The organism is Leifsonia sp. KNZ12-8B (assembly GCF_056755495.1).
Genome location: NZ_JBPGXM010000025.1, coordinates 17,224 through 35,850, shown reverse-complemented (window position 1 = coordinate 35,850; position 18,627 = coordinate 17,224). Strand labels below are relative to the sequence as shown.

Genomic DNA, 18,627 nt, shown 5'->3' with positions numbered 1-18,627 from the left:
GGGGGGGGGGGGGGGGGGGGGGGGGGGGGGGGCGTGTGGGGGGCGCGGGGCGGCGCCCCGGGCGGCGCCCCCGGAGACCAGGAGCGCGGCGACGGCGCCCGTCGCGACGACCGAGCGCGAGCGCGCCTTCGGGCGCAGCCGGCCGTAGCCGCGCTCGACGAAGCGGTAGCTCGCGGCCGCGAGCGCGAACGCCAGCGCCACCAGTGCGACCCGGGTCGAGGTGGAGGCGCCCAGCGCGATCCCGCCGAGCACCAGCACCGGCCAGTGCCACAGGTAGAGCGAGTAGGAGATGTCGCCGATGTAGCGCGCGACCGGGTTGCCGAGGAGAAGGGGAAGCGGGGCCGGCCCTCCCGTCCCCGATGCGATCACCAGCACGGCGCCCAGCGTCGGCACCAGCGCGGCCCAGCCCGGGAACGGCGTGGCGTCGGTGTAGCGCAGGGCAGACGCGAGGATGAGGGCCCCTCCGGCGACGAGGAGGACGATGCGCAGCCAGCCCGGCGCCGACCCGAGATCGAGCCGCCCACGGGAGCGGTTCACGAGCCCGGTGGTGCCGGCGGTGGTGTCGGCGGGGCGCGTGACCCAGGCCAGGACGCCTCCGATCGCGAGCTCCCAGGCCCGCGTCCCCAGCGAGTAGTAGGCGAACGGCGAGCCGGTCGAGGTGAGCACGACGCTCGCCGCCAGGGATCCGGCGGTCACGATCAGCAGCAGCGCCGGGATGCCTCCGCGTCGCCACAGCGCAGCCGCCGCGAGCAGCAGGAGCGGCCAGAGCAGGTAGTACTGCTCCTCGACCGAGAGCGACCAGAAGTGGAGGAACGGGCTGGGCGTCGTCGTCGAGAAGTACCCGTCGGGGTCGAACGCGAAGTTGACGTTGGCCAGCGAGACCGTCGCCCAGGCCGCATCCCGCAGCACCTGGATGAACCGCAGCGGTCCGTAGAGCACCGCCGACATGAGCAGCGTCGCGACCGTCACGACGAGCGCGGCCGGGAGCAGCCGGCGCATGCGCCTGGCGTAGAACGCGCCCAGCGCGATCCGCCCGGTTGCGCTGCGCTCGCGCAGCAGCAGGCCGGTGATGAGGAAGCCCGAGATGACGAAGAAGACGTCGACGCCGACGAAGCCGCCCCGCAGGACGCCGGGGAACGCGTGGTAGGCGACGACAAGGAGCACGGCGACCGCGCGGAGGCCCTGGATGTCGCCCCTGCGCCGGCGACCGATATCGGAAGACATAGAAAACCCAGATTATCCGACGGGCCGGGCCGCCCGGGATGCGGAGGAGCCCCCGGCGGCGGCCGGGGGCTCCTCGTATGCGGTTCGTGGTGGTGGGCGATACCAGACTCGAACTGATGACCTCTTCCGTGTGAAGGAAGCGCGCTACCAACTGCGCCAATCGCCCGCTTGCGAGATTCGATACTAGCCGACGCCGAGGGCCGAATGCACATCGGCGGTCCGGCCCGGCGTGGCGCGGGTGGGCGTCCAGCGGGCGTTCAGCCGCGACACACCCGGATGTCACGTCCGGTTTTGTCTTCGGCGCGGGGATCGGCTAAAGTCATTCAAGTGCCGCGGGAGACCGCGGAACGGAATGCGGATGTAGCGCAGTTGGTAGCGCATCACCTTGCCAAGGTGAGGGTCGCGAGTTCGAGTCTCGTCATCCGCTCGAGTCGGCCCGGTCGGAGACGAACCGGGCCTCTCGAATACGGTACGGTTCAGTCCGTGTTGTGGCTTCGGTGGATTGGCCGAGAGGCGAGGCAGCGGCCTGCAAAGCCGTATACACGGGTTCGAATCCCGTATCCACCTCGATCCTGAGCAGTCAGGCTCGGGCGATTGGCGCAGCGGTAGCGCGCTTCCCTGACACGGAAGAGGTCACTGGTTCGATCCCAGTATCGCCCACCGAGAGAAACCCCCGACGATTCGGGGGTTTCGTCGTTTTCGGCGAACCATCGCCGTTCTCCGGGTGGTTCAGCTGCCGGTTGCGGTTGGGAGCAGTTGATCGGCGAGCGTTCGGGCGGTGGTCGCCAGCGTGGCGGCGTCCAGTCCCGTCCGGGTCATGAAGAGAATGCCCTGTTGCGCGGCCAGGATGGCTCGCGCGAGGACCACCGGATCGGTTGTCGCTGGTACGTCACCCTCGCGTTGGGCGCGGGCAACGCACTCGGCGATGAGGCTGGTCGACGTCTCGTAGGTGCGGTGCGCATGGGCGAGGACGTCCGGGTCGGCTTTACCGAGCTCGCTCGTACTGTTCGCCATCAAGCAGCCACGCGGGGTGTCGGAGCCCGCCGGGGTTCTCAGCGGGGCTTCGAGAAATGTGCGCAATGCGTCCGCGGCCCGCGGGGTCTCCGCGAGGGTCCTTCGTAACGCGCCGTTGAGGTCGTCGGTATAGCTGTGCAGCGCCTGGAGGAACAGCTCACGCTTGTCGCCGAACGCCGCGTACAGGCTGCCTTTGCCCAGCCCGCTGACCCGCATCAGGTCCTCCATCGAGGTGGCGGCGTATCCGGCGTCCCAGAACTGGTCCCGGACGGCGCCCAGCACTTGCTTCTCGTCGAACGATCGCGGACGTGCCATACGAGCCAGTCTACGATTTCTTGACCACGCGGTCCACTATCCGTATTGTGGACCGAACCGTCAAGAACTCGCTATGAAGTCCGGTGTCGGAGACACCGGGAAGGGAAGCTCATGGGAAAGCTGGACAAGAAGGTCGCGGTCGTCACAGGCGGATCGCGGGGAGTCGGGGCAGCGACAGCATTGGCCCTGGCCGAGGAAGGAGCCGATGTGGCGATCAGCTACTCCTCCTCAGCATCCCAAGCCGCAGCTGTTGTTGCCGCACTGGAGAACAAGGGAGTGCGCGCGGCGGCCTTCCGGGCCGACCAGGCCGATGAGGCTCAGGCTGCAGGCCTGATCCGCAGCGTGGTCGCACAGCTCGGGAAGATCGACATCCTGGTCAACAACGCGGCTGTCACGGTACCCGCCCGCGTCGATGACGAGCACGCTGACGAGGCGGCCCTCGACCGCCAGCTCGCGATCAACTACACCAGCGTGGTAGCTACGATCCAGGCGGCCCTCCCGCTGCTGCCGGACGGCGGGCGCATCATCAGCATCAGTTCGGCGGCGGCCATGCGGGCAGGCTTCACCGGGATGGCGCACTATGCCGGATCGAAGTCGGCCCTGGAGGGCTACAGCCGGGGAGCGGCTCGCGATCTGGCCCGTCGCGGCATCACCGTCAACGTCATCGAGCCCGGGTTCATCGACACCGAGATGAATCCCGCCGACAGTCCGGCCGCAGCCCTCTTCCTTCCTACAACAGCAATGGGCCGCTACGGCAGGCCGGAGGAGATCGCCGCCGGCGTCGTCTTCCTTGCCAGCCCGCAAGCCTCCTACGTCACCGGCTCGGTACTGAGGATCGACGGCGGATACGGCGCATAGCCGAGATCCCGGCCAGCGACCGGTTCGCAGCGCACTGGCACGACGACGGGCAGGTGTCCTGGCTCGAGAGTGCCGGCATTGCGCTGGTCCGCGGACACGGCCGTCTCGTCAAAGAGCGCACGGTCGCAGTGACCGGGCCGGACGGTGGCATCACGGTGCTCGAAGCGCGCCACGCGGTCGTCATCGCGACGGGCACCAGCGCGGCGATCCCGCCGATTCCGGGGCTCGCAGAGGCGGAGCCCTGGACCAACCGGGAGGCGGTGGCGGCCGAGCGCATCCCCGAGCGGCTCGCGATCATCGGCGGCGGTGTCGTCGGCGCTGAGATGGCGACGGCATGCAGTGCCTTCGGCACGGCCGTGACGCTCATCGCACGCGACGGGCTGCTGCCGCGAGTCGAGCCGTTCGCCGCCGAACGCGTCGTGACCGCGCTCACCGCCGAGGGCGTCGACCTCCTGATCGGCGCCGAGCCGACCGAGGTGGCGCGCGATGACGACCGCTCTGTGCGGATCGCTCTCGCCGACGGCAGGACCGTGCGCGCGGACGAGGTGCTGGTCGCCACGGGCCGTCGGCCGAACACCGGCGACATCGGCCTGGAGACCGTGGGAATCGTGCCGGGCGGTTGGCTCACGGTCGACGAGACCCTCCGTGTGGTGGACGACGCCGGCGTCCCGCTCGGGGGCGGCTGGCTCTACGCGACGGGCGATGTCAACGGCCGCGCCTTGCTGACACACCAGGGCAAGTACCAGGCGCGTGCAGCGGGTGATATGACCGCCGCCCGCGCCCTCGGCGGTGAGGTCGACGAAGGTCCACTCTCGACCTCTACTTCGACAGCTACGAGGACGCGTCCGCCGCCGTCGCCACCCCGGTCGCCGGTGAGTTCTTCCAGCGGCTGGTGGGGACCGGGACCCCGTTCACCGGGTTGTTCTCGGAGATCGCACAGGACTGAACCCAGCCGCAAACGACGAGGCCGGGCCCGCTCCAACAAGGGAGCGGGCCCGGCCTTTTCGCTTGCCCGGCTTCAGGCGCGCGGCCGCACCCGGACAGTGACGATCTCGAAGGGGCGCAGTGTGAGCTCGACCGGTTCGTCGCCGGTCCAATAGCCCTCTCCCGTCTTCCGCTCCAGCACATCCGTCCGCCAGGCGTCGATGAAGGGCGCTCCGAACGTCACCGCGGCGTCCGTGCGTGCGCCCTGCGACTCGAAGATGCGGACGATCAGGTCGCCGGATCGGTCCTCGGCGAGCTTCACCGACTCCACGAGAACTGAGGGAGCCGAGACCGCCACGATCGGCTCGATCGCTTCGCCGGCAGCGCGGTGCACGGCTCGGGGAGGAAGGTTGAGCGCGTAGCCGGCACGGGCGGCGTCGAGCGGAGTGATGGCGAACCCGAGGGTGCTGCGGAACACGTGGACGCCCTGATCGGCTGCTGGATCAGGGAAGGTCGGGGCCCGCAGCAGCGACTGGCGAACCAGCGTGGTCGTCGACCCGTCGGCGCGGACCGTGCGCGTGACGTCGTGGCCGTACGTGGATGCATTGGCCACAACGGCTCCGAAACCGGGCTCGGCGACGTGCACCCAGCGGTGCGCGACAGTCTCGTAACGCGCCGTATCCCACGACGTGTTGGCGAAGGTCGGCCGGCTCACGTGCCCGAATTGGATCTCGGACGCGTAGGAGTCAGCCCGGAGGTCCAGCGGGAATGCGAGCTTCAGAAGCTTCTCCTGCTCGTGCCAGTCCACCTCCGTCTCCACCTGCAGGTCCGTCGTCGCGGCACCGAGTCGATACCTCTGGATGATGACGGAACGACCGAACGAGTGGCGCACCACGAGCGCGTCCTCCTCGATGGTGACGCTGTCGGGGGAGCGGAGTTCGGTGACGGTGTTCGCGTATGAGCGGTCGATGTCCCACGCCTCGAAGAGGTTCGGACGGTCGCGGAAGACCTGAAGCAGGGCACCGGTGTCGCCGGCCGGGATGAGATCCCGGCCCGAGACCAGGTCCTGCAGCGACACCAGCAGACCGACGGTGTCGAACCGGGCGCGCACGCGCCCATTCGCCAGTTCGAAGCCCCCATCCGTGCGGACCGGCGATGGATGCTCGTCTCCGGCTGCGTCCGCCGCGACAGTGCTCAGCGGCGCGACGCCCTCCAGCGGGACCGGCGCGGCGTTGAAGCGGACCGTCGCCTCGCCGACTCCGGCGAGAGCGCGCTGGGCCACCGCGATGAGCGACTCGAGCTCCCGCTCGATACGCCGGTAGTGCGCCTCCGCCTCCTGGTGCACCCATGCGATCGCCGAACCGGGCAAGATGTCGTGGAACTGATGCAGCAGGACCGTTCGCCAGATCGCCTCCAGCTCGTCGTACGGGTAGTCCACGAGGCCGCGCATCGCGGCGGCCGCGCTCCACAGCTCCGCCTCGCGCAGCAGGTGCTCGCTCCGGCGGTTGCCTCGCTTGGTCTCCGCCTGTGAGGTGTATGTGCCCCGGTGGGTTTCGAGGTAGAGCTCTCCCGTCCAGACGGCGGGGTCTCGGAGCTCCGCCTTCGCGCGCTCGAAGAACTGCGCCGGAGAGCCGAGGGCCACACGCGGTGACCCTTCCAGATCACGGGTGCGGTGAGCGGCGCCCAGCATCTCGCGGGTGGGGCCTCCGCCGCCGTCCGACCAGCCGAACAGTGTCGCCGACACGTCAGAGGTGCCCTTCTCGGAGAACTGCCGCTGAGCCTTGGCGAGATCGGCGCCGCTGAGGTCCGAGCCGTAGGTGTCGTTCGGTGGGAAGTGGGTGAAGATGCGGCTGCCGTCGAGCCCCTCCCAGAGGAAGGTGTGGTGCGGGAGGGTGTTCGTGTCGTTCCACGACATCTTCTGGGTGAGGAAGCTGTCCGTGCCCGCCGACAGGGCGATCTGCGGGAACGCAGGCGTGAATCCGAACGTGTCCGGCAGCCACGCTTCCCGAGCGATCGCCCCGAACTCCTCCAGGAAGAAGTGCTGGCCGTGCAGGAACTGCCGGACGAGTGCCTCGCCACCCGGCATGTTGAGGTCGCTCTCGACCCACATGCCGCCGACAGGGACGAAGCTGCCCTCCGCCACCCGGACCCGGATGCGCTCGAACAGCTCGGGATAGTGCTCCTTGACCCACGCGAACTGCTGAGCGCTGGAGGCGGCGAACACGAACTGCGGGTCCTCGTCCATGAGGTCCAGGACGTTGGAGAAGGTGCGCGCGGCCTTGCGCACGGTCTCGCGGGTGGGCCAGAGCCACGCCGAATCGAGATGAGCGTGCCCGATGGCGACGATCGAGTGAGCGGATGCGAAGGCCGGTGCGCTGAGGACCCCGGCAAGCTCGCCGCGGGCGGCGCGAGCCGAACCTGCGACGTCCTCCGGGTCGATGATGTCGCACATCCGGTCCAGGGCATGGATGATCTCCGCCCGGCGGGGGAGGGCCGGGTCGAGCTGGCGGGCGAGCCCCGCGAGCACCGATGCGTCGGACAGCAGCTCGCTGACGTCCCGGTCGCGCTGGACCAGCGCGGCGTTCTGAAGCGTGTAGATCGGGTCCGAACCGGCCGTGGCCTTGTCACCCAGGTGCGACACGGGCGGCCGCGGCGCGGGCATGAAAGGGCCAGGCAGCCCTGCGCCGCCGTCTGACGTGATGCGGGGGGAAACGAAGAAGTGCGCCAGCATGTTCGGGTTGGACGCAGCCTCCACATAGAGATCGATCACGCGCTCGTGCGGGTCGAGGTCGACGGTGTTGTTGAAGGGCTCGAGGCCTTTGATGATCGAGCCGTCGGGGCGGTAGAACATCCCCTCCGACTGGAAGGCCGGGACGAGGCCGGAGAAGCCGAGGTCGACGGTGACCTGGAGGGTCGTCCCCTCTGCATCGGCTCTCCACTCGGCGGGGACCTCACCGGTCAGATGGAACCAGGTGGTGCCCCAGGGCTTGCTCCACCTCTGCCCGACCTGGAACGGCTCGAACGCTTGCTGGATGGCCTCGGTGAAGGGCACGGGTTCGTCCGGGACCTCCCAGGCGGTGATGGTCAGGGGTGCGCTGCGGCGGTGCAGTGCTGGTGCTAGCTGGTCGCGGACGGTGTTCGCAACGCGATGCTCCACCCGGTCGAGATCGTCTGTCATGAGGGGCAGGGTAACAGAAAGTTCCGCGTGGAACATTTCACGGTTGGTACCGTGGGGCCATGCAGAGCAAGCAAGCAGAGCCGCACGACGCCGACGCGACGGCCGCCCCGGCGAAGGGGCCCGGTTCTCGCGGGCGCTACCCCAAGGGCGTCATGCGGCGCCAGCAAATCCTCGACCGCACCATCGAGGTCTTCGCTCAGCTCGGTCTCGAGGGCACGAGTCTGCGAGCGATCGGCGAGGCGATCGGTGTGAGTCACGCGGCGTTGCGACGCTATTTCGAGACCCGCGAGGAGCTCTTCCTCGAGATCCTGCGCGAGAAGGATCGACAGGCGCTCATCGATGCCCAGGAGAGCGGTCGTCCTTCCACCGACTTCGCCGGCCACCTCGACTCCTATGCGTCTGGTGCGCCGGGCCTCATGTCCCTGCGGCACAGCATGGTCGCCCGTGCTCTGGAACCCGGTAACGAGTACTCCCGAACGTTCTTCGTCGAGCGCTACCGCCGGCTGCGGGCTGAGGCTCTCGAAATACTCCGGCTGGCGCAGGGCGCAGGCCTGCTCCGGGACGACATCTCTCTCGACTCGGCATCCGCGCTGTTGATCGCGGCGATGGATGGCCTGTCCACGCAGTGGCTTCTTGACCCAGAGGTCGACCTGCACGCGGGCATGGTGCTCTACCAGCAGCTGCTGAAGCCGGTCGGTGATCCGGGGAATTAAAAAGTTCCAACTGGGGCTTTTGGTGTTATCTTGATCTCTGCCGCGGGCGACCGCCCCGGAACCGCTTGCAGAGAGAAGTCAACGTGGACGAGCCCAAGCCCCTCACTGTCCCCACCACATCCGGCCCGGACGTCTTCCCGTCGGACCAGATCGTGCCATCGACGCCCGGTCCGGCGCGCCCCTCCCGCTACCCCATGGTCGCCATCCCGCTGGCGATCCTCGGCTTCTCGATCGCCCTGGTCCCGCCGCTCGTCATCACGATCGCGCTCCGGCTCCGCGAACTGGATCTCGCCAACTCGGCCGCCGACCTCGGAATCGTCCTCGGGATCGGGGCGCTCTTCTCCCTGATCGCCAACCCGCTCGCGGGTCGCATCTCCGACAGGACGACCAGCCGGTTCGGGATGCGCAGACCCTGGATCGTCGTCGGCGGCCTGGTCGGATACGCGGGGATCGTCGTCATCGCGGTCGCCCCGAACGTCGCACTGGTGCTGGTCGGATGGATCATCGCTCAGATCGGCCTCAACTTCGCGCTCGCGGCCCTGGTCGCCATGCTTCCCGACCAGATCAGCCCCGAACGGCGGGGTCGCACCGCTTCGTTCATCAGCTTGGCCCAGAACGTGGGCGGCGTGGCCGCAACCTTCCTGGTCCAGCTCTTCCCCGTCGGCCTGGTGCAAAGCCTTGTTCCGAGCCTGATCGGTGTCGCGCTCATGATCGGCATGGTGCTGCCCGTGAAGGACCGCATCGCCGTGCGCGGCCCGAAGGATCCCTTCAACGCGCGGGAGTTCTTCGGCGCCTTCGTCTTCAACCCTCGCAAGCATCCCGACTTCGGCTGGGCATGGCTGACGCGCTTCTTCCTCACCACGACGCAATTCACGGCGACCAGCTACCTGGCCTACTTCCTGATCTCCCAGTTCGGCGTGTCCGACTCCGAGGCGCCCACCCTCGTGTTCCAGGCGATCCTCGCCAACGCCGTCGGCATCCTCCTGATCACCCCGGTCCTCGGCTGGCTCTCCGACCGGGTCCGCCGGCGCAAGCCGTTCGTCATCCTCTCGTCGATCATCGCCGTCGTCGGTCTCACGATCATCGCGTTGGCCCCGTCCATCCCGGTCGTGCTCCTCGGCGAGCTCGTGCTCGGCGCCGGGCTCGGAGCCTTCTTCGCTGTGGAGCTGGCGCTCCTGACCGACGTGCTGCCCAGCCCCGACACCGCGGCGAAGGATCTCGGCGTCGCCAACCTCGCCCAGTCGCTCCCGCAGTCCCTCATCCCCGTCGCGGCCCCCGCTCTCATCGCAGCGTTCGGATATCCGGGCCTCTTCATCAGCGGCGCCATCTTCGGCATCCTCGGAGCGCTCAGCGTGACCCGGGTCAAGAAGGTGAGGTGAGCTGAGCGGCGCCCGTCCGGAAACGCCCTCCCTAACGGAGATAGTGCTTTACCTAATGTCATTAGGTATAGTGGCCGTATGACGATGACATCCGCATGCGGGAGGCCGTGACCCAGGCGGCCGCCGCGGTCGCCGACGAGGTGGGCTTCTCCGCCCTCACGGCGACTGCGGTGGCCAAGCGCCTCGGGATCCGCACCCCGAGCCTGTACTCCCACGTCCGCGACCTTGCCACGCTGCGCGACAGCGTGACCGAACTCGCGCTGGCCGAACTCGGTGACGAGATATCCTCCGCTGTGGCCGGGCGATCGGGCCTCGACGCCCTGGCCGCGTTCGCGGGCGCCCAGCGCGGGTATGCGCTCCGGCATCCTGGTCGGTGGCAGGCGATGCAGCGTCCACCTGAGCCGGGCCGCCCCAAGCCCGCCAGCGCGACTCGTCTGGTCGAACTGACTCACGCCGTGCTGCGCGGGTACGAGGTGCCCCGGTCCGAGCATGTGCACGCCATCCGGTTGCTCGGCAGCACCATCAATGGGTTCGTAGCACTGGAGCAGTCCGGCGCGCTCCACCACAGCCGACCGTCGGCCGCATCCTCCTGGGATCGCATCATCGAGTCTCTCGACCACATGCTGCGCAGCTGGCCCCCGAGCACCGAAGAGGCATTATGAACATCACCCCGATCACCTCCGCTCTCGTCCGCGGCGCCGCCGAACTGGAGCCGACCGGACGCGGCCTGCGTGTGCACCGGCTCCCTGCGGACGCGCGCACCCGCTTCCCGGATCCGCAGCTGCTGCTGATGGAGGCCCAGCCGTCCGGTGCGCGCATCGTCGTGACGACCAGCTCCCGGGATCTCGAGCTCGTCGTCCATGCCCACCGCCTGGCATATCGCGGGGCGGAGCGTGCACGCGGCGCGATCGACCTCGTCGTCGACGGAGAGCTGATCGCGACCGATCCGTTGACGGGGGGCGATGTCCTGGAAGTAGACCTCCAGACCGGGCGGTCGGAGCACCGACCGGGCGCCTCGCATGTCGCCCGGTTCGCGGATCTGCCGGCGGGCGACAAGGTGATCGAGCTCTGGCTGCCGCACAACGAGGGCATCGAGCTGATCGAGCTCCGCAGCGATCGGCCGGTCGCCTCCGCACCGTCGAGCACGGCCGTGTGGATGCACCACGGCAGCTCGATCAGCCACGGCTCGAACGCCACAAGCCCGGCCCGCATCTGGCCCGCGATCGCCGCCCGCCGCGCGGGAGTCGAGCTGCGCAACCTCGGACTGGGGGGAAGCGCACTGGTCGACCCGTTCCTCGCGCGCGTCATGCGTGACGCGCAGGCCGACGTCATCAGCGTCAAGCTCGGCATCAACGTCGTCAACCTCGACGCGATGCGCCGTCGCGCGTTCGTACCAGCCGTGCACGGGTTCCTCGACACCATCCGCGACGGCCATCCGGACACGCCGCTGCTCCTGATCTCGCCCATCTTCGCCGGGATCCACGAGCAGACCCCCGGCCCGGGCGCCGTCGATCCCACTACCCTGGGGACGGATCATGTCCGATTCGTCGCGACGGGTCAGCCGGGCGACACGGCACTCGGCCGACTTACTCTCGAGGTCGTGCGCGACGCCCTTCGCGAGGTCATGGCGCACCGCACGGACGACGCCAACCTGCACCACCTCGAAGGCACGGAGCTCTACGGAGGAGCGGACGCGTCGGCGCACCCGCTGCCCGACGGCCTGCATCCTGACACGGCCACCCACGAGATCATGGGGACCCGCTTCGCTGCTCGGGTGTTCAGCGCCGGTGGCGTATTCGCCCACGCAGCGCAACGCTGAGGCCCGTGCACGAACGCCGGCTGCGGGCGCGCCGGAATCCGCCATGGACGCCAGTGCCTTCCGGATCGAATCTTGGGCGTTCCACGCCGTGAGATCTCGGGCGGAGCCTCGGCGTTGCCGTTCGGGATCGCACCGACCGGGCTCGCGGGGCTGATGCAGACCGTGGGGGAGACCCGCCCGGGCCGGGGCCGCCGGAGCGGCGCGTGCCTGAACCGCATCGACTGATCTACACCGATCAGTGCAGATCGGCTAGAGTGTGCGGATGACCCAGGCTCCGATGGGCAGGCCCCGCACGTTCAATCTCGACGACGCACTGGATGCGGCGATGCGAGTCTTCTGGGAACACGGCTATGAGGGCGCAGGGCTGACGACGCTGACGGCGGCGATGGGCATCGGCCGGAAGAGCCTGTACGCCGCCTTCGGCAACAAAGAGGATCTCTTCCGCGCTGCGCTGCAGCGGTATTCGGACGGCCCCGGCTCCTACGTTGTGCAGGCGCTGCTTGCACCCACCGCCCGTGAAGTGGCGGAGTCCTTCTTGAACGGGGCGGCACGTTCGACAACGCTCCCTGGCAGCCCCGCCGGGTGCCTTGGAGTTCAGGCGGCGCTCGCCACGGGCGAGTCCGGGCGCACGGCGCGCGAATCCCTTATCGAATGGCGCTCGAACGGGCAATCGCTGCTGCGTACTCGATTCGAAAGATCGCTCCAAGAGGGTGACCTGCGCGTAGACGCGGACCCGGACCTTCTCGCCCGCTACGTCATGACGGTCGCGAACGGCCTCGCCGTGCAGGCGGCCGCCGGCGCGACTCGTGACGAGCTTCAACATGTCGTCGACATGGCGATGCGGGCTTGGCCGACAGCCTGAAATCGGCTGGGAGCGCCGCAGGTGGGCAGCGCTCGCGCGCAGCCCACCTGCTAGGCGCCTAGGCGCTCGCCTCCAGCTGCCGGCGAAGGTCGGACGCGTCGTGAAGATACGTCATCTCGACGAAGCGTCCCTCGTTCATCCGGTAGATCGCGTATTCGGCCACTTCAAAGCTGGCGCCGGTCGGTGGAACCCCCAGCCACTCCTTCGAAGGTGTGCCGCGATTGAGGGCGCGCACGCCGATCCGGTCCCCGTCGATGGAAAGCTCGGTCACTTCCCACTCGAGGTCCGGCACCGCGTCGATGCTGTAGCTCAAGCCTGCGATCACGTCGTTCGGCGTGGCCGGTTGGCCATTGACGACGACGTTCTCGGACACGAACTCATGCATCCGGTCGAGCTCGCGCGCGTTGATCGCGGCGACGTACTGAAGGTACCGCTCACGAAGTTGCTCATTGTTCATCAGGTGTTCCCTTCCATCGCCCGGGCGGGCGTGAGCTTCACACTACTGCACCGATCGGTGCATAAAGGTGATCTGCCGGGGCGAGGGCCGTGTCGGCCTCCCTTCGGCTCAACGCGGCCCTGGCGTCACCGATCGCTCAAGGTGCTGGCGAACATCAGCGTGCGTGGGTACGCGCGCGTCGCATCCTGGTCGACGTCCGATCGTCGCGATACGGCGGCGAAGCCGCCGCAGTGCGTCGTTCGTGCTGGGGCGCTAGCTGCTCCCCGACCAGGGGGCTGGCGTGAGCACCCAGAGCAGCTCGGCCCCCTGGTCGTCCAGGACCTCCCAGTTGTGCGGCTCACGTCCGCTGAATGTGATCGAGTCGCCCGGTCCCATCTCCCACAGCTCATGGTTGAGATGGAAGGCGATGTGTCCCGAGATGATGTGCAACGTCTCGACCTCGGAGTTGATCGTATAGAGCTCGGCGCCGCCATTGCCGTGATCGCCGGGCCGGATCGTCGAGCGGATGACCTGTAGCCGCCGCTCGGAGCGTGGTGTGAGCAGGTGCTCCTCGGTGTCGTTTCCCCCCAGGTTGATGAGCGGGGCATGGTCCGCGCCGACGAACTGGGACTCGGGCTCGTGGAAGAGGTCGCCGACCTGCACGTTGAGCACATCGCACAGTTGCACCAGCGTGCTGACGCTGGGGGAGGTCTGGTCCCGCTCCACCCGGGAGATGAATCCCTTGCTGAGACCGGTGGCCTGTGCGAGCTGATCGATGGTCATCTGGCGGGTGCGCCGGATGGCACGGAGCCGATACCCGACGGCGGTTCTTTCGTTGCGGGGAGCAACCGGCAGCGCGCGCATGGTGATCCTTTCCCGACATCTGTGATCAATTCTCCCGCATGTCGACCCTGTTGCTTATCGCACAACATTAGTTTCGTAACACTACCGTTACATATTCGACTTCCCCGCGTCGCATGGCTCCTCTAGGTTCACTTACACACAACTTTAGTTTTCAAACGGGGAGGCCCCAGGACGTGCTCGCAACAGATCCCACCGCGGTCATGCCAGACGCGAAGTTCCACCAGATCCTCGGCCCGGTAGCGGCGCCGGGCTTCCGCGAGGAGGGCCAGCTCGAAGCGGTCTGGGGACGCAAGTGGGGGGCCAAGAACGAGTTCGGGCGGCTGCGGTCGGTCCTGATGCGACGGCCATCGGCGGGCCTGGAGGAGATCCTGACCCTCGGCGAGTCCGCCTGGCGTCCTGACCTTGACTGCTACCTGGACCCGAACGGGAAATGGTACTGGTCCGGCCACGAGTTGCCCGACCTGGAGCTGCTGCACGAGCAGTTCGACGGCTTCGTCGATGTGCTCGAGCGCAACGGCGTGGATGTTGTCATGGCTCCCGACGCCGGCGCCCGGTTCACGAAGTCGGTGTTCACCCGCGACCCCCTTGTCACCGTGCCGGGCGGTGCGATCATCGGCCGGATGGCGCCCCTCATGCGCCGCGGGGAGGAGTTGTCGATCACCCAGGCGGTCGCGGCGCAGGGCATGCCGATCATCGGCACCATCACCGGGACCGGGCTGGTCGAGGGCGGCAGCTTCATGAAGGTGCGCGACGACCTCGCGTTCTTCGGCACCTCTGTACGCTGCAACGCGGAGGGGTACCGGCAGCTCGCCGGCATCCTCGCCGAGCAGGGCATCGAGCTTCGCCGGGTGTCGATGCCCGGGTACCAGATCCACATCGACTTGTGCTGTTCGATGCTCGACGACGATCTGGCCCTCGTGAACACACGCATCGCCCCGTATGACTTCCTGACCGAGCTGTGGGATCTCGGCATCGAGACCGTCGATGTGGAGCCGGGCGAGGACTGGGCCTGCAACCTGCTGTCCCTTGATCGCCGGACGGTCCTGTTCCCATCGCACCTCACGAGGACCGCCGAAAAGCTCAACAACCGGTACGGGGTGGAGATCGTCCCTGTCGACTACCGCGAGATCAACAAGAACGGGGGTGGACTGCATTGCTCAACGATGGAGCTGCAACGAGACTGGTGATCGGTCCGGCGCCGGCGAGGGACGCCCGATTTCTCGACGACTTCGCCGTGCTCTCGACGTTCGGCGCGCTGCCCTCCGGCGGGGTGGAGCGCCAGGCGGCCAGCGCAGCAGACGGCCAGCAGCGCGAGTGGCTGGCCGGCTGGCTGACCGAGCGGGGCTTCGCCGTCGTCGTGGACGGTGTCGGCAACCTCTACGGCCTGAAGACGTGGAACCCGGGCGCGCCCTACATCCTCACCGGTTCGCACCTCGACAGTCAGCCCAACGCCGGCCGCTTCGACGGCGCGTACGGCGTGCTCGCCTCCGCACACGCCGCCTGGCGCCTCGCGCAGCACGTGGACCGCGCTGGAGCCGAGAGTTTCCCGTACAACGTGGCGGTCGTCGACTGGTTCAACGAGGAGGGATCCCGTTTCGTCCCGAGCATGATGGGGAGCGCTGTCTTCACGGGCAAGCTCGACACCGGCACCGCGCTCTCCACCGTGGACCACGACGGCGTCAGCGTCAGGGAAGCCCTGGCCGGCATCGGCTTCCTGGGCGAGGACGCTCCACCGGAGACGGTCGGCTACGCGGAGATCCACGTCGAGCAGGGGCGCGGCCTCGAACGCGACGGGATCACCATCGGGCTCGTCGACTCCACGTGGGCGGCGCGGAAGTACGAGGTGGTGGTGCACGGCGAGCAGTCGCACACCGGCTCCACCGTCATGGCAGACCGCAAGGACGCCCTCGCGGGTGCCGCCGCCTTCATCGTGGCCGCTCGGGAGCTGGCCGAGCACCACCTCGAGCCCGCGCTGCACACCGCCGTCAGCCAGCTGCAGGTGGAGCCCAACTCGCCGGTCGTGGTGGCACGGCAGGTGACGATGAACTTCGACCTGCGCTGCGCCGACCTGGATGTCGTCTTGGACGCCGACGCCAGCGTCGCCGCGACGATCGCCGGAATCGAAGACCGGTACCGGGTGCGGATCGCGCGCCGTCTCACGCACGAGTGGGCCGCCCAGGAGTATCAGGCCGCCGGGGTCGAGCTGGCCCGCTCGGCAGCGGACGCGCTCGGACTGACCAGCGTCCGCACCCAGACGGTCGCCGGGCACGATTCCACGAACATGAAGGATGTCGTCCCCACCGTGATGCTCTTCATCCCCAGCGTGGACGGCATCGCCCACAACGTCGGTGAACTCACACGAGACGAGGACTGTCTCGACGGGGTCACCCTGCTCACCGAGGTCCTCGCGCGGCTCTGCTCCGGCGCAGTCGTGGACGGGGCCGGAAAGGACGGATCATGACCAGCTCCGAACTGAACGAGACCGTCACCGCGGGGGGAGGCGCCTCGGGCGGGCCCGCACTGGTGGGCCGGCCGCATCCCAGCCGCTGGCTCGGCGGCGCACTGAGCCTCGCGGTCATCGTCGCCATCGTGATCGCCTTCGCACGCGGCCAGATCGACTGGTCGGTGGTGGCGCGGTATGTGTTCTCACCGAACATCCTGCAGGGCCTCGTGAACACCATCCTGGTGTCTGTGATCGCCATGATCCTCGGACTGGTGCTGGGTCTGCTTGTCGCGCTGATGCGGCTGTCACGCAATCCCGTCACCAATAATGTGGCGAAGTTGTACGTCTGGGTCTTCCGAGGAACGCCGCTGTATCTTCAGCTGCTGATTTGGTTCAACCTCGCCCTGGTCTTCCCGACGCTGTGGATCCCCGGCCTCGGCACGGTCAGCACGACGGTCGTGATGACGACGTTCGTCGCCGCAGTACTCGGACTCGGGATCAACGAGGGCGCCTATCTCGCAGAAGTCATCCGCGGGGGCATCGTCTCCGTCGACCTCGGCCAGACCGAAGCCGCCCAGGCGATCGGCCTCAGCCGCAGGCAGATGATGTTCCGTATCATCCTGCCGCAGGCGATGCCAACGGTCATCCCGACGATCGGCAACGAAGCGATCGGCATGCTGAAGAACACCGCGCTCGCCGCTGCCATCTCCTACACGGAGTTGCTCACTTCGGCCCAGAAGATCTACTACATCAACGGCCGGGTCATGGAGCTGCTGTTCGTCGCGGCCATCTGGTACCTCGTCGCCACGACGATCACCAGCATCGGCCAGCACTGGCTCGAACGCCACTTCACCCGATCCCGTCGCCGGCGCACGCGCTAGCCGGCGGCACGACGCGTCATCCAGCCGAGAGAAGGAAGACAGCCATGCTCGAAATCAGAGGTCTGCGCAAGTCATACGGGGGCAATGAAGTGCTCAAGGGCATCGACCTGGACATCCAGCGGGGAGCGGTCACGTGCCTGATCGGTCCGTCCGGCTCAGGCAAGAGCACGCTGCTGCGCTGCATCAACCACCTGGAGACTCCCGACGGCGGCACCATCCGCTGGGACGGCGATTACATCGGCTACGAACCGCAGGGCCAGCGGCTGGTGGAGAAGTCCGAGAAGGGGCTCCAGGCCGATCGCCGGCGGATCGGAATGGTGTTCCAGCATTTCAATCTCTTCCAGAACATGACGGCCCTGGAGAACGTGTGCCTCGGCCTCCAGCTGGTGGAGAAGAAGTCGCGCACCGAGGCCGTGGCCATCGCGACGGAGGCACTCGCGGAGGTCGGCCTCGCCGACAAGGTCGCGCAGTATCCGCAGATGCTCTCCGGAGGTCAGCAGCAGCGGGTCGGAATCGCACGCGCGCTGGCGATGAAGCCGGACGTGCTGCTCTTCGACGAGCCCACCTCCGCGCTCGACCCCGAACTGGTCGGGGACGTGCTCGCGGTGATGACCAGGATCGCGGCCGAGGGAATGACGATGGTCGTCGTCACCCATGAGCTCGCCTTCGCCCGCGAGGTCGCGGACAGCATCGTCTTCATGGACGGCGGCGCCGTCGTGGAGCAGGGGTCGCCGGAGCAGGTCTTCGACAACACCCGATCCGAACGAACCAAGAGCTTCATCGCACGAGTCAGAAAGTAGGAGAACATGGGAAAGAAGACCCTCGCGACCGCGGTCGCACTCGTCGGCGTCGCCGGGATGCTCGCTCTGGCGGGCTGCAGCGGCGCCAGTGACGGCAGCGAGCCGTCGGCTTCGGCCGCGAAGTCCAAGGACTTCGGGAAGTTCAACGACCAGCTGCCGGAGAAGATCCGCAGCAAGGGCACGCTCGACCTCTTCATCCAGCAGCCCAACCCGCCGATGGAGTTCACCGAGGAAGGCAGCGACGAGCTCAAGGGGATCGACCCCGAGCTCGCCGCCGAGTTCGCCGACCTCTTCGGCGTGAAGATCGTCTGGCACCGCGTCACGGAGTTCTCGGAGCTCATTCCGTCGATCCAGACCGGGCGCGGCGATCTGGTCATCTCGGCGGCGCTGGACAAGAAGAGCCGGCAGGACGTCGTCAGCTTCGTCGATTACTTCAGCACCGGCTCCACGTGGGTCGTGGCGAAGGATGGCAAGATCGCCAAGGTGTCGGACCTCTGCGGGAAGGCCGTCTCGACCGGAAGCGGGACCTCCTACATCGACCAGATCGCGGAGTTCTCCAAGACCGAGTGCGAGGCGAAGGGCAAGCAGCCCATCTCGACGCTGACGACCGTCTCGGTCGCCGAGCAGATGATGATGATCACGCAGGGACGGGCCGTCGCCAACCTCCAGGGCATCGAGTCGGCGGGCTACCTGATCACCTCGCAGCCGGGCAAGTGGAAGACTCTCGGAGAGCCCTTCAACCGTGCCTCCTACGGGATCATCTTCGCCAAGGGGGACGATCAGCTCGGCAAGGCAGTCAAGGACGCGCTCGACTACATGATCGAGGACGGCCGCTACGGCAAGATCCTCGAGAAGTGGAACGTCGGCTCCGCGGCCGTGAAGGAAGGCGTCATCAACGGCGCCACCACCGACTGACC

At 67.9% G+C, this 18,627-nt stretch carries 17 protein-coding genes and 4 tRNA genes; 15 read left to right on the top strand and 6 right to left on the bottom strand.

Features of this window, described 5'->3' with window-relative positions; all coding sequences use genetic code 11:
• Positions 1-1,224 (bottom strand): acyltransferase family protein (locus tag ACR9ZG_RS06195; RefSeq protein WP_481283950.1); only part of this gene is annotated, 1,224 nt, incomplete at its 3' end.
• A gap of 90 nt (positions 1,225-1,314) precedes the next feature.
• Positions 1,315-1,390, bottom strand: a tRNA-Val gene (locus ACR9ZG_RS06190).
• A 188-nt stretch (positions 1,391-1,578) separates the two neighbouring features.
• Between ACR9ZG_RS06190 and ACR9ZG_RS06185 the strand changes: the two genes are divergently transcribed.
• The 3 genes from ACR9ZG_RS06185 to ACR9ZG_RS06175 all read left to right on the top strand — a co-directional run bounded on the left by ACR9ZG_RS06185 (position 1,579) and on the right by ACR9ZG_RS06175 (position 1,884).
• Positions 1,579-1,651, top strand: a tRNA-Gly gene (locus ACR9ZG_RS06185).
• A gap of 69 nt (positions 1,652-1,720) precedes the next feature.
• A tRNA-Cys gene (locus ACR9ZG_RS06180) sits at positions 1,721-1,791 on the top strand.
• A 21-nt stretch (positions 1,792-1,812) separates the two neighbouring features.
• A tRNA-Val gene (locus ACR9ZG_RS06175) sits at positions 1,813-1,884 on the top strand.
• 69 nt (positions 1,885-1,953) lie between these two features.
• Here the strand turns inward: ACR9ZG_RS06175 and ACR9ZG_RS06170 are convergent.
• The gene (locus ACR9ZG_RS06170) at positions 1,954-2,553 is read right to left on the bottom strand and encodes a TetR/AcrR family transcriptional regulator (protein ID WP_481283949.1); all 600 of its coding nucleotides are present in this window, start codon (positions 2,551-2,553) and stop codon (positions 1,954-1,956) included.
• Between the two features lie 111 nt (positions 2,554-2,664).
• On the opposite strand from ACR9ZG_RS06170, the gene ACR9ZG_RS06165 reads away from it, so the two are divergent.
• Together ACR9ZG_RS06165 and ACR9ZG_RS06160 are read left to right on the top strand one after the other, a co-directional pair.
• On the top strand, positions 2,665-3,411 hold the full coding sequence (locus ACR9ZG_RS06165) for an SDR family NAD(P)-dependent oxidoreductase (RefSeq protein ID WP_481283948.1): 747 nt from the start codon (positions 2,665-2,667) through the stop codon (positions 3,409-3,411).
• Between the two features lie 53 nt (positions 3,412-3,464).
• Positions 3,465-4,511 carry an FAD-dependent oxidoreductase gene (locus ACR9ZG_RS06160; protein WP_481283947.1) on the top strand — a complete coding sequence of 349 codons (1,047 nt, stop codon included), beginning with the start codon at positions 3,465-3,467 and terminating at the stop codon, positions 4,509-4,511.
• Here the strand turns inward: ACR9ZG_RS06160 and ACR9ZG_RS06155 are convergent.
• Positions 4,430-7,513 carry an alpha-mannosidase gene (locus ACR9ZG_RS06155; protein ID WP_481283946.1) on the bottom strand — a complete coding sequence of 1,028 codons (3,084 nt, stop codon included), beginning with the start codon at positions 7,511-7,513 and terminating at the stop codon, positions 4,430-4,432. The two genes, ACR9ZG_RS06160 and ACR9ZG_RS06155, sit on opposite strands and share 82 nt — an antisense overlap.
• Positions 7,514-7,572: 59 nt before the next feature.
• Between ACR9ZG_RS06155 and ACR9ZG_RS06150 the strand changes: the two genes are divergently transcribed.
• The 5 genes from ACR9ZG_RS06150 (at position 7,573) to ACR9ZG_RS06130 (ending at position 12,286) form a co-directional block, all read left to right on the top strand.
• Positions 7,573-8,226, top strand: a complete 654-nt coding sequence (locus tag ACR9ZG_RS06150) for a TetR/AcrR family transcriptional regulator (protein WP_481283945.1) — start codon at positions 7,573-7,575, stop codon at positions 8,224-8,226.
• Positions 8,227-8,309: 83 nt separating this feature from the next.
• Complete coding sequence (locus tag ACR9ZG_RS06145) at positions 8,310-9,605, top strand: MFS transporter (RefSeq protein ID WP_481283944.1); 1,296 nt, start codon at positions 8,310-8,312, stop codon at positions 9,603-9,605.
• Positions 9,606-9,700: 95 nt separating this feature from the next.
• Positions 9,701-10,267: a TetR/AcrR family transcriptional regulator gene (locus ACR9ZG_RS06140; protein WP_481283943.1), complete on the top strand. Its 567-nt coding sequence runs from the start codon at positions 9,701-9,703 to the stop codon at positions 10,265-10,267.
• The gene (locus ACR9ZG_RS06135) at positions 10,264-11,424 is read left to right on the top strand and encodes an SGNH/GDSL hydrolase family protein (protein WP_481283942.1); all 1,161 of its coding nucleotides are present in this window, start codon (positions 10,264-10,266) and stop codon (positions 11,422-11,424) included. The genes ACR9ZG_RS06140 and ACR9ZG_RS06135 overlap by 4 nt, the downstream gene beginning before the upstream one ends.
• Before the next feature lie 262 nt (positions 11,425-11,686).
• The gene (locus ACR9ZG_RS06130) at positions 11,687-12,286 is read left to right on the top strand and encodes a TetR/AcrR family transcriptional regulator (RefSeq protein ID WP_481283941.1); all 600 of its coding nucleotides are present in this window, start codon (positions 11,687-11,689) and stop codon (positions 12,284-12,286) included.
• A 58-nt stretch (positions 12,287-12,344) separates the two neighbouring features.
• Here ACR9ZG_RS06130 and ACR9ZG_RS06125 read toward each other — a convergent pair whose 3' ends face one another.
• Complete coding sequence (locus ACR9ZG_RS06125) at positions 12,345-12,743, bottom strand: ester cyclase (protein WP_481283940.1); 399 nt, start codon at positions 12,741-12,743, stop codon at positions 12,345-12,347.
• A gap of 252 nt (positions 12,744-12,995) precedes the next feature.
• The gene (locus ACR9ZG_RS06120) at positions 12,996-13,586 is read right to left on the bottom strand and encodes a helix-turn-helix domain-containing protein (RefSeq protein ID WP_481283939.1); all 591 of its coding nucleotides are present in this window, start codon (positions 13,584-13,586) and stop codon (positions 12,996-12,998) included.
• A gap of 200 nt (positions 13,587-13,786) precedes the next feature.
• On the opposite strand from ACR9ZG_RS06120, the gene ACR9ZG_RS06115 reads away from it, so the two are divergent.
• The 5 genes from ACR9ZG_RS06115 to ACR9ZG_RS06095 are packed head-to-tail and all read left to right on the top strand — an operon-like array spanning position 13,787 to position 18,625.
• Positions 13,787-14,773: a dimethylarginine dimethylaminohydrolase family protein gene (locus ACR9ZG_RS06115; protein ID WP_481283938.1), complete on the top strand. Its 987-nt coding sequence runs from the start codon at positions 13,787-13,789 to the stop codon at positions 14,771-14,773.
• On the top strand, positions 14,770-16,047 hold the full coding sequence (locus ACR9ZG_RS06110; protein ID WP_481283937.1) for a M20 family metallo-hydrolase: 1,278 nt from the start codon (positions 14,770-14,772) through the stop codon (positions 16,045-16,047). Before ACR9ZG_RS06115 ends, ACR9ZG_RS06110 begins: the two co-directional genes overlap by 4 nt.
• Entirely contained in the window at positions 16,044-16,910 is an 867-nt protein-coding gene (locus ACR9ZG_RS06105) for an amino acid ABC transporter permease (RefSeq protein ID WP_481283936.1), read from the top strand. Before ACR9ZG_RS06110 ends, ACR9ZG_RS06105 begins: the two co-directional genes overlap by 4 nt.
• 44 nt (positions 16,911-16,954) lie before the next feature.
• Entirely contained in the window at positions 16,955-17,710 is a 756-nt protein-coding gene (locus ACR9ZG_RS06100; protein WP_481283935.1) for an amino acid ABC transporter ATP-binding protein, read from the top strand.
• Between the two features lie 6 nt (positions 17,711-17,716).
• Entirely contained in the window at positions 17,717-18,625 is a 909-nt protein-coding gene (locus ACR9ZG_RS06095) for an ABC transporter substrate-binding protein (RefSeq protein ID WP_481283934.1), read from the top strand.
• Positions 18,626-18,627 lie beyond the last annotated feature (2 nt).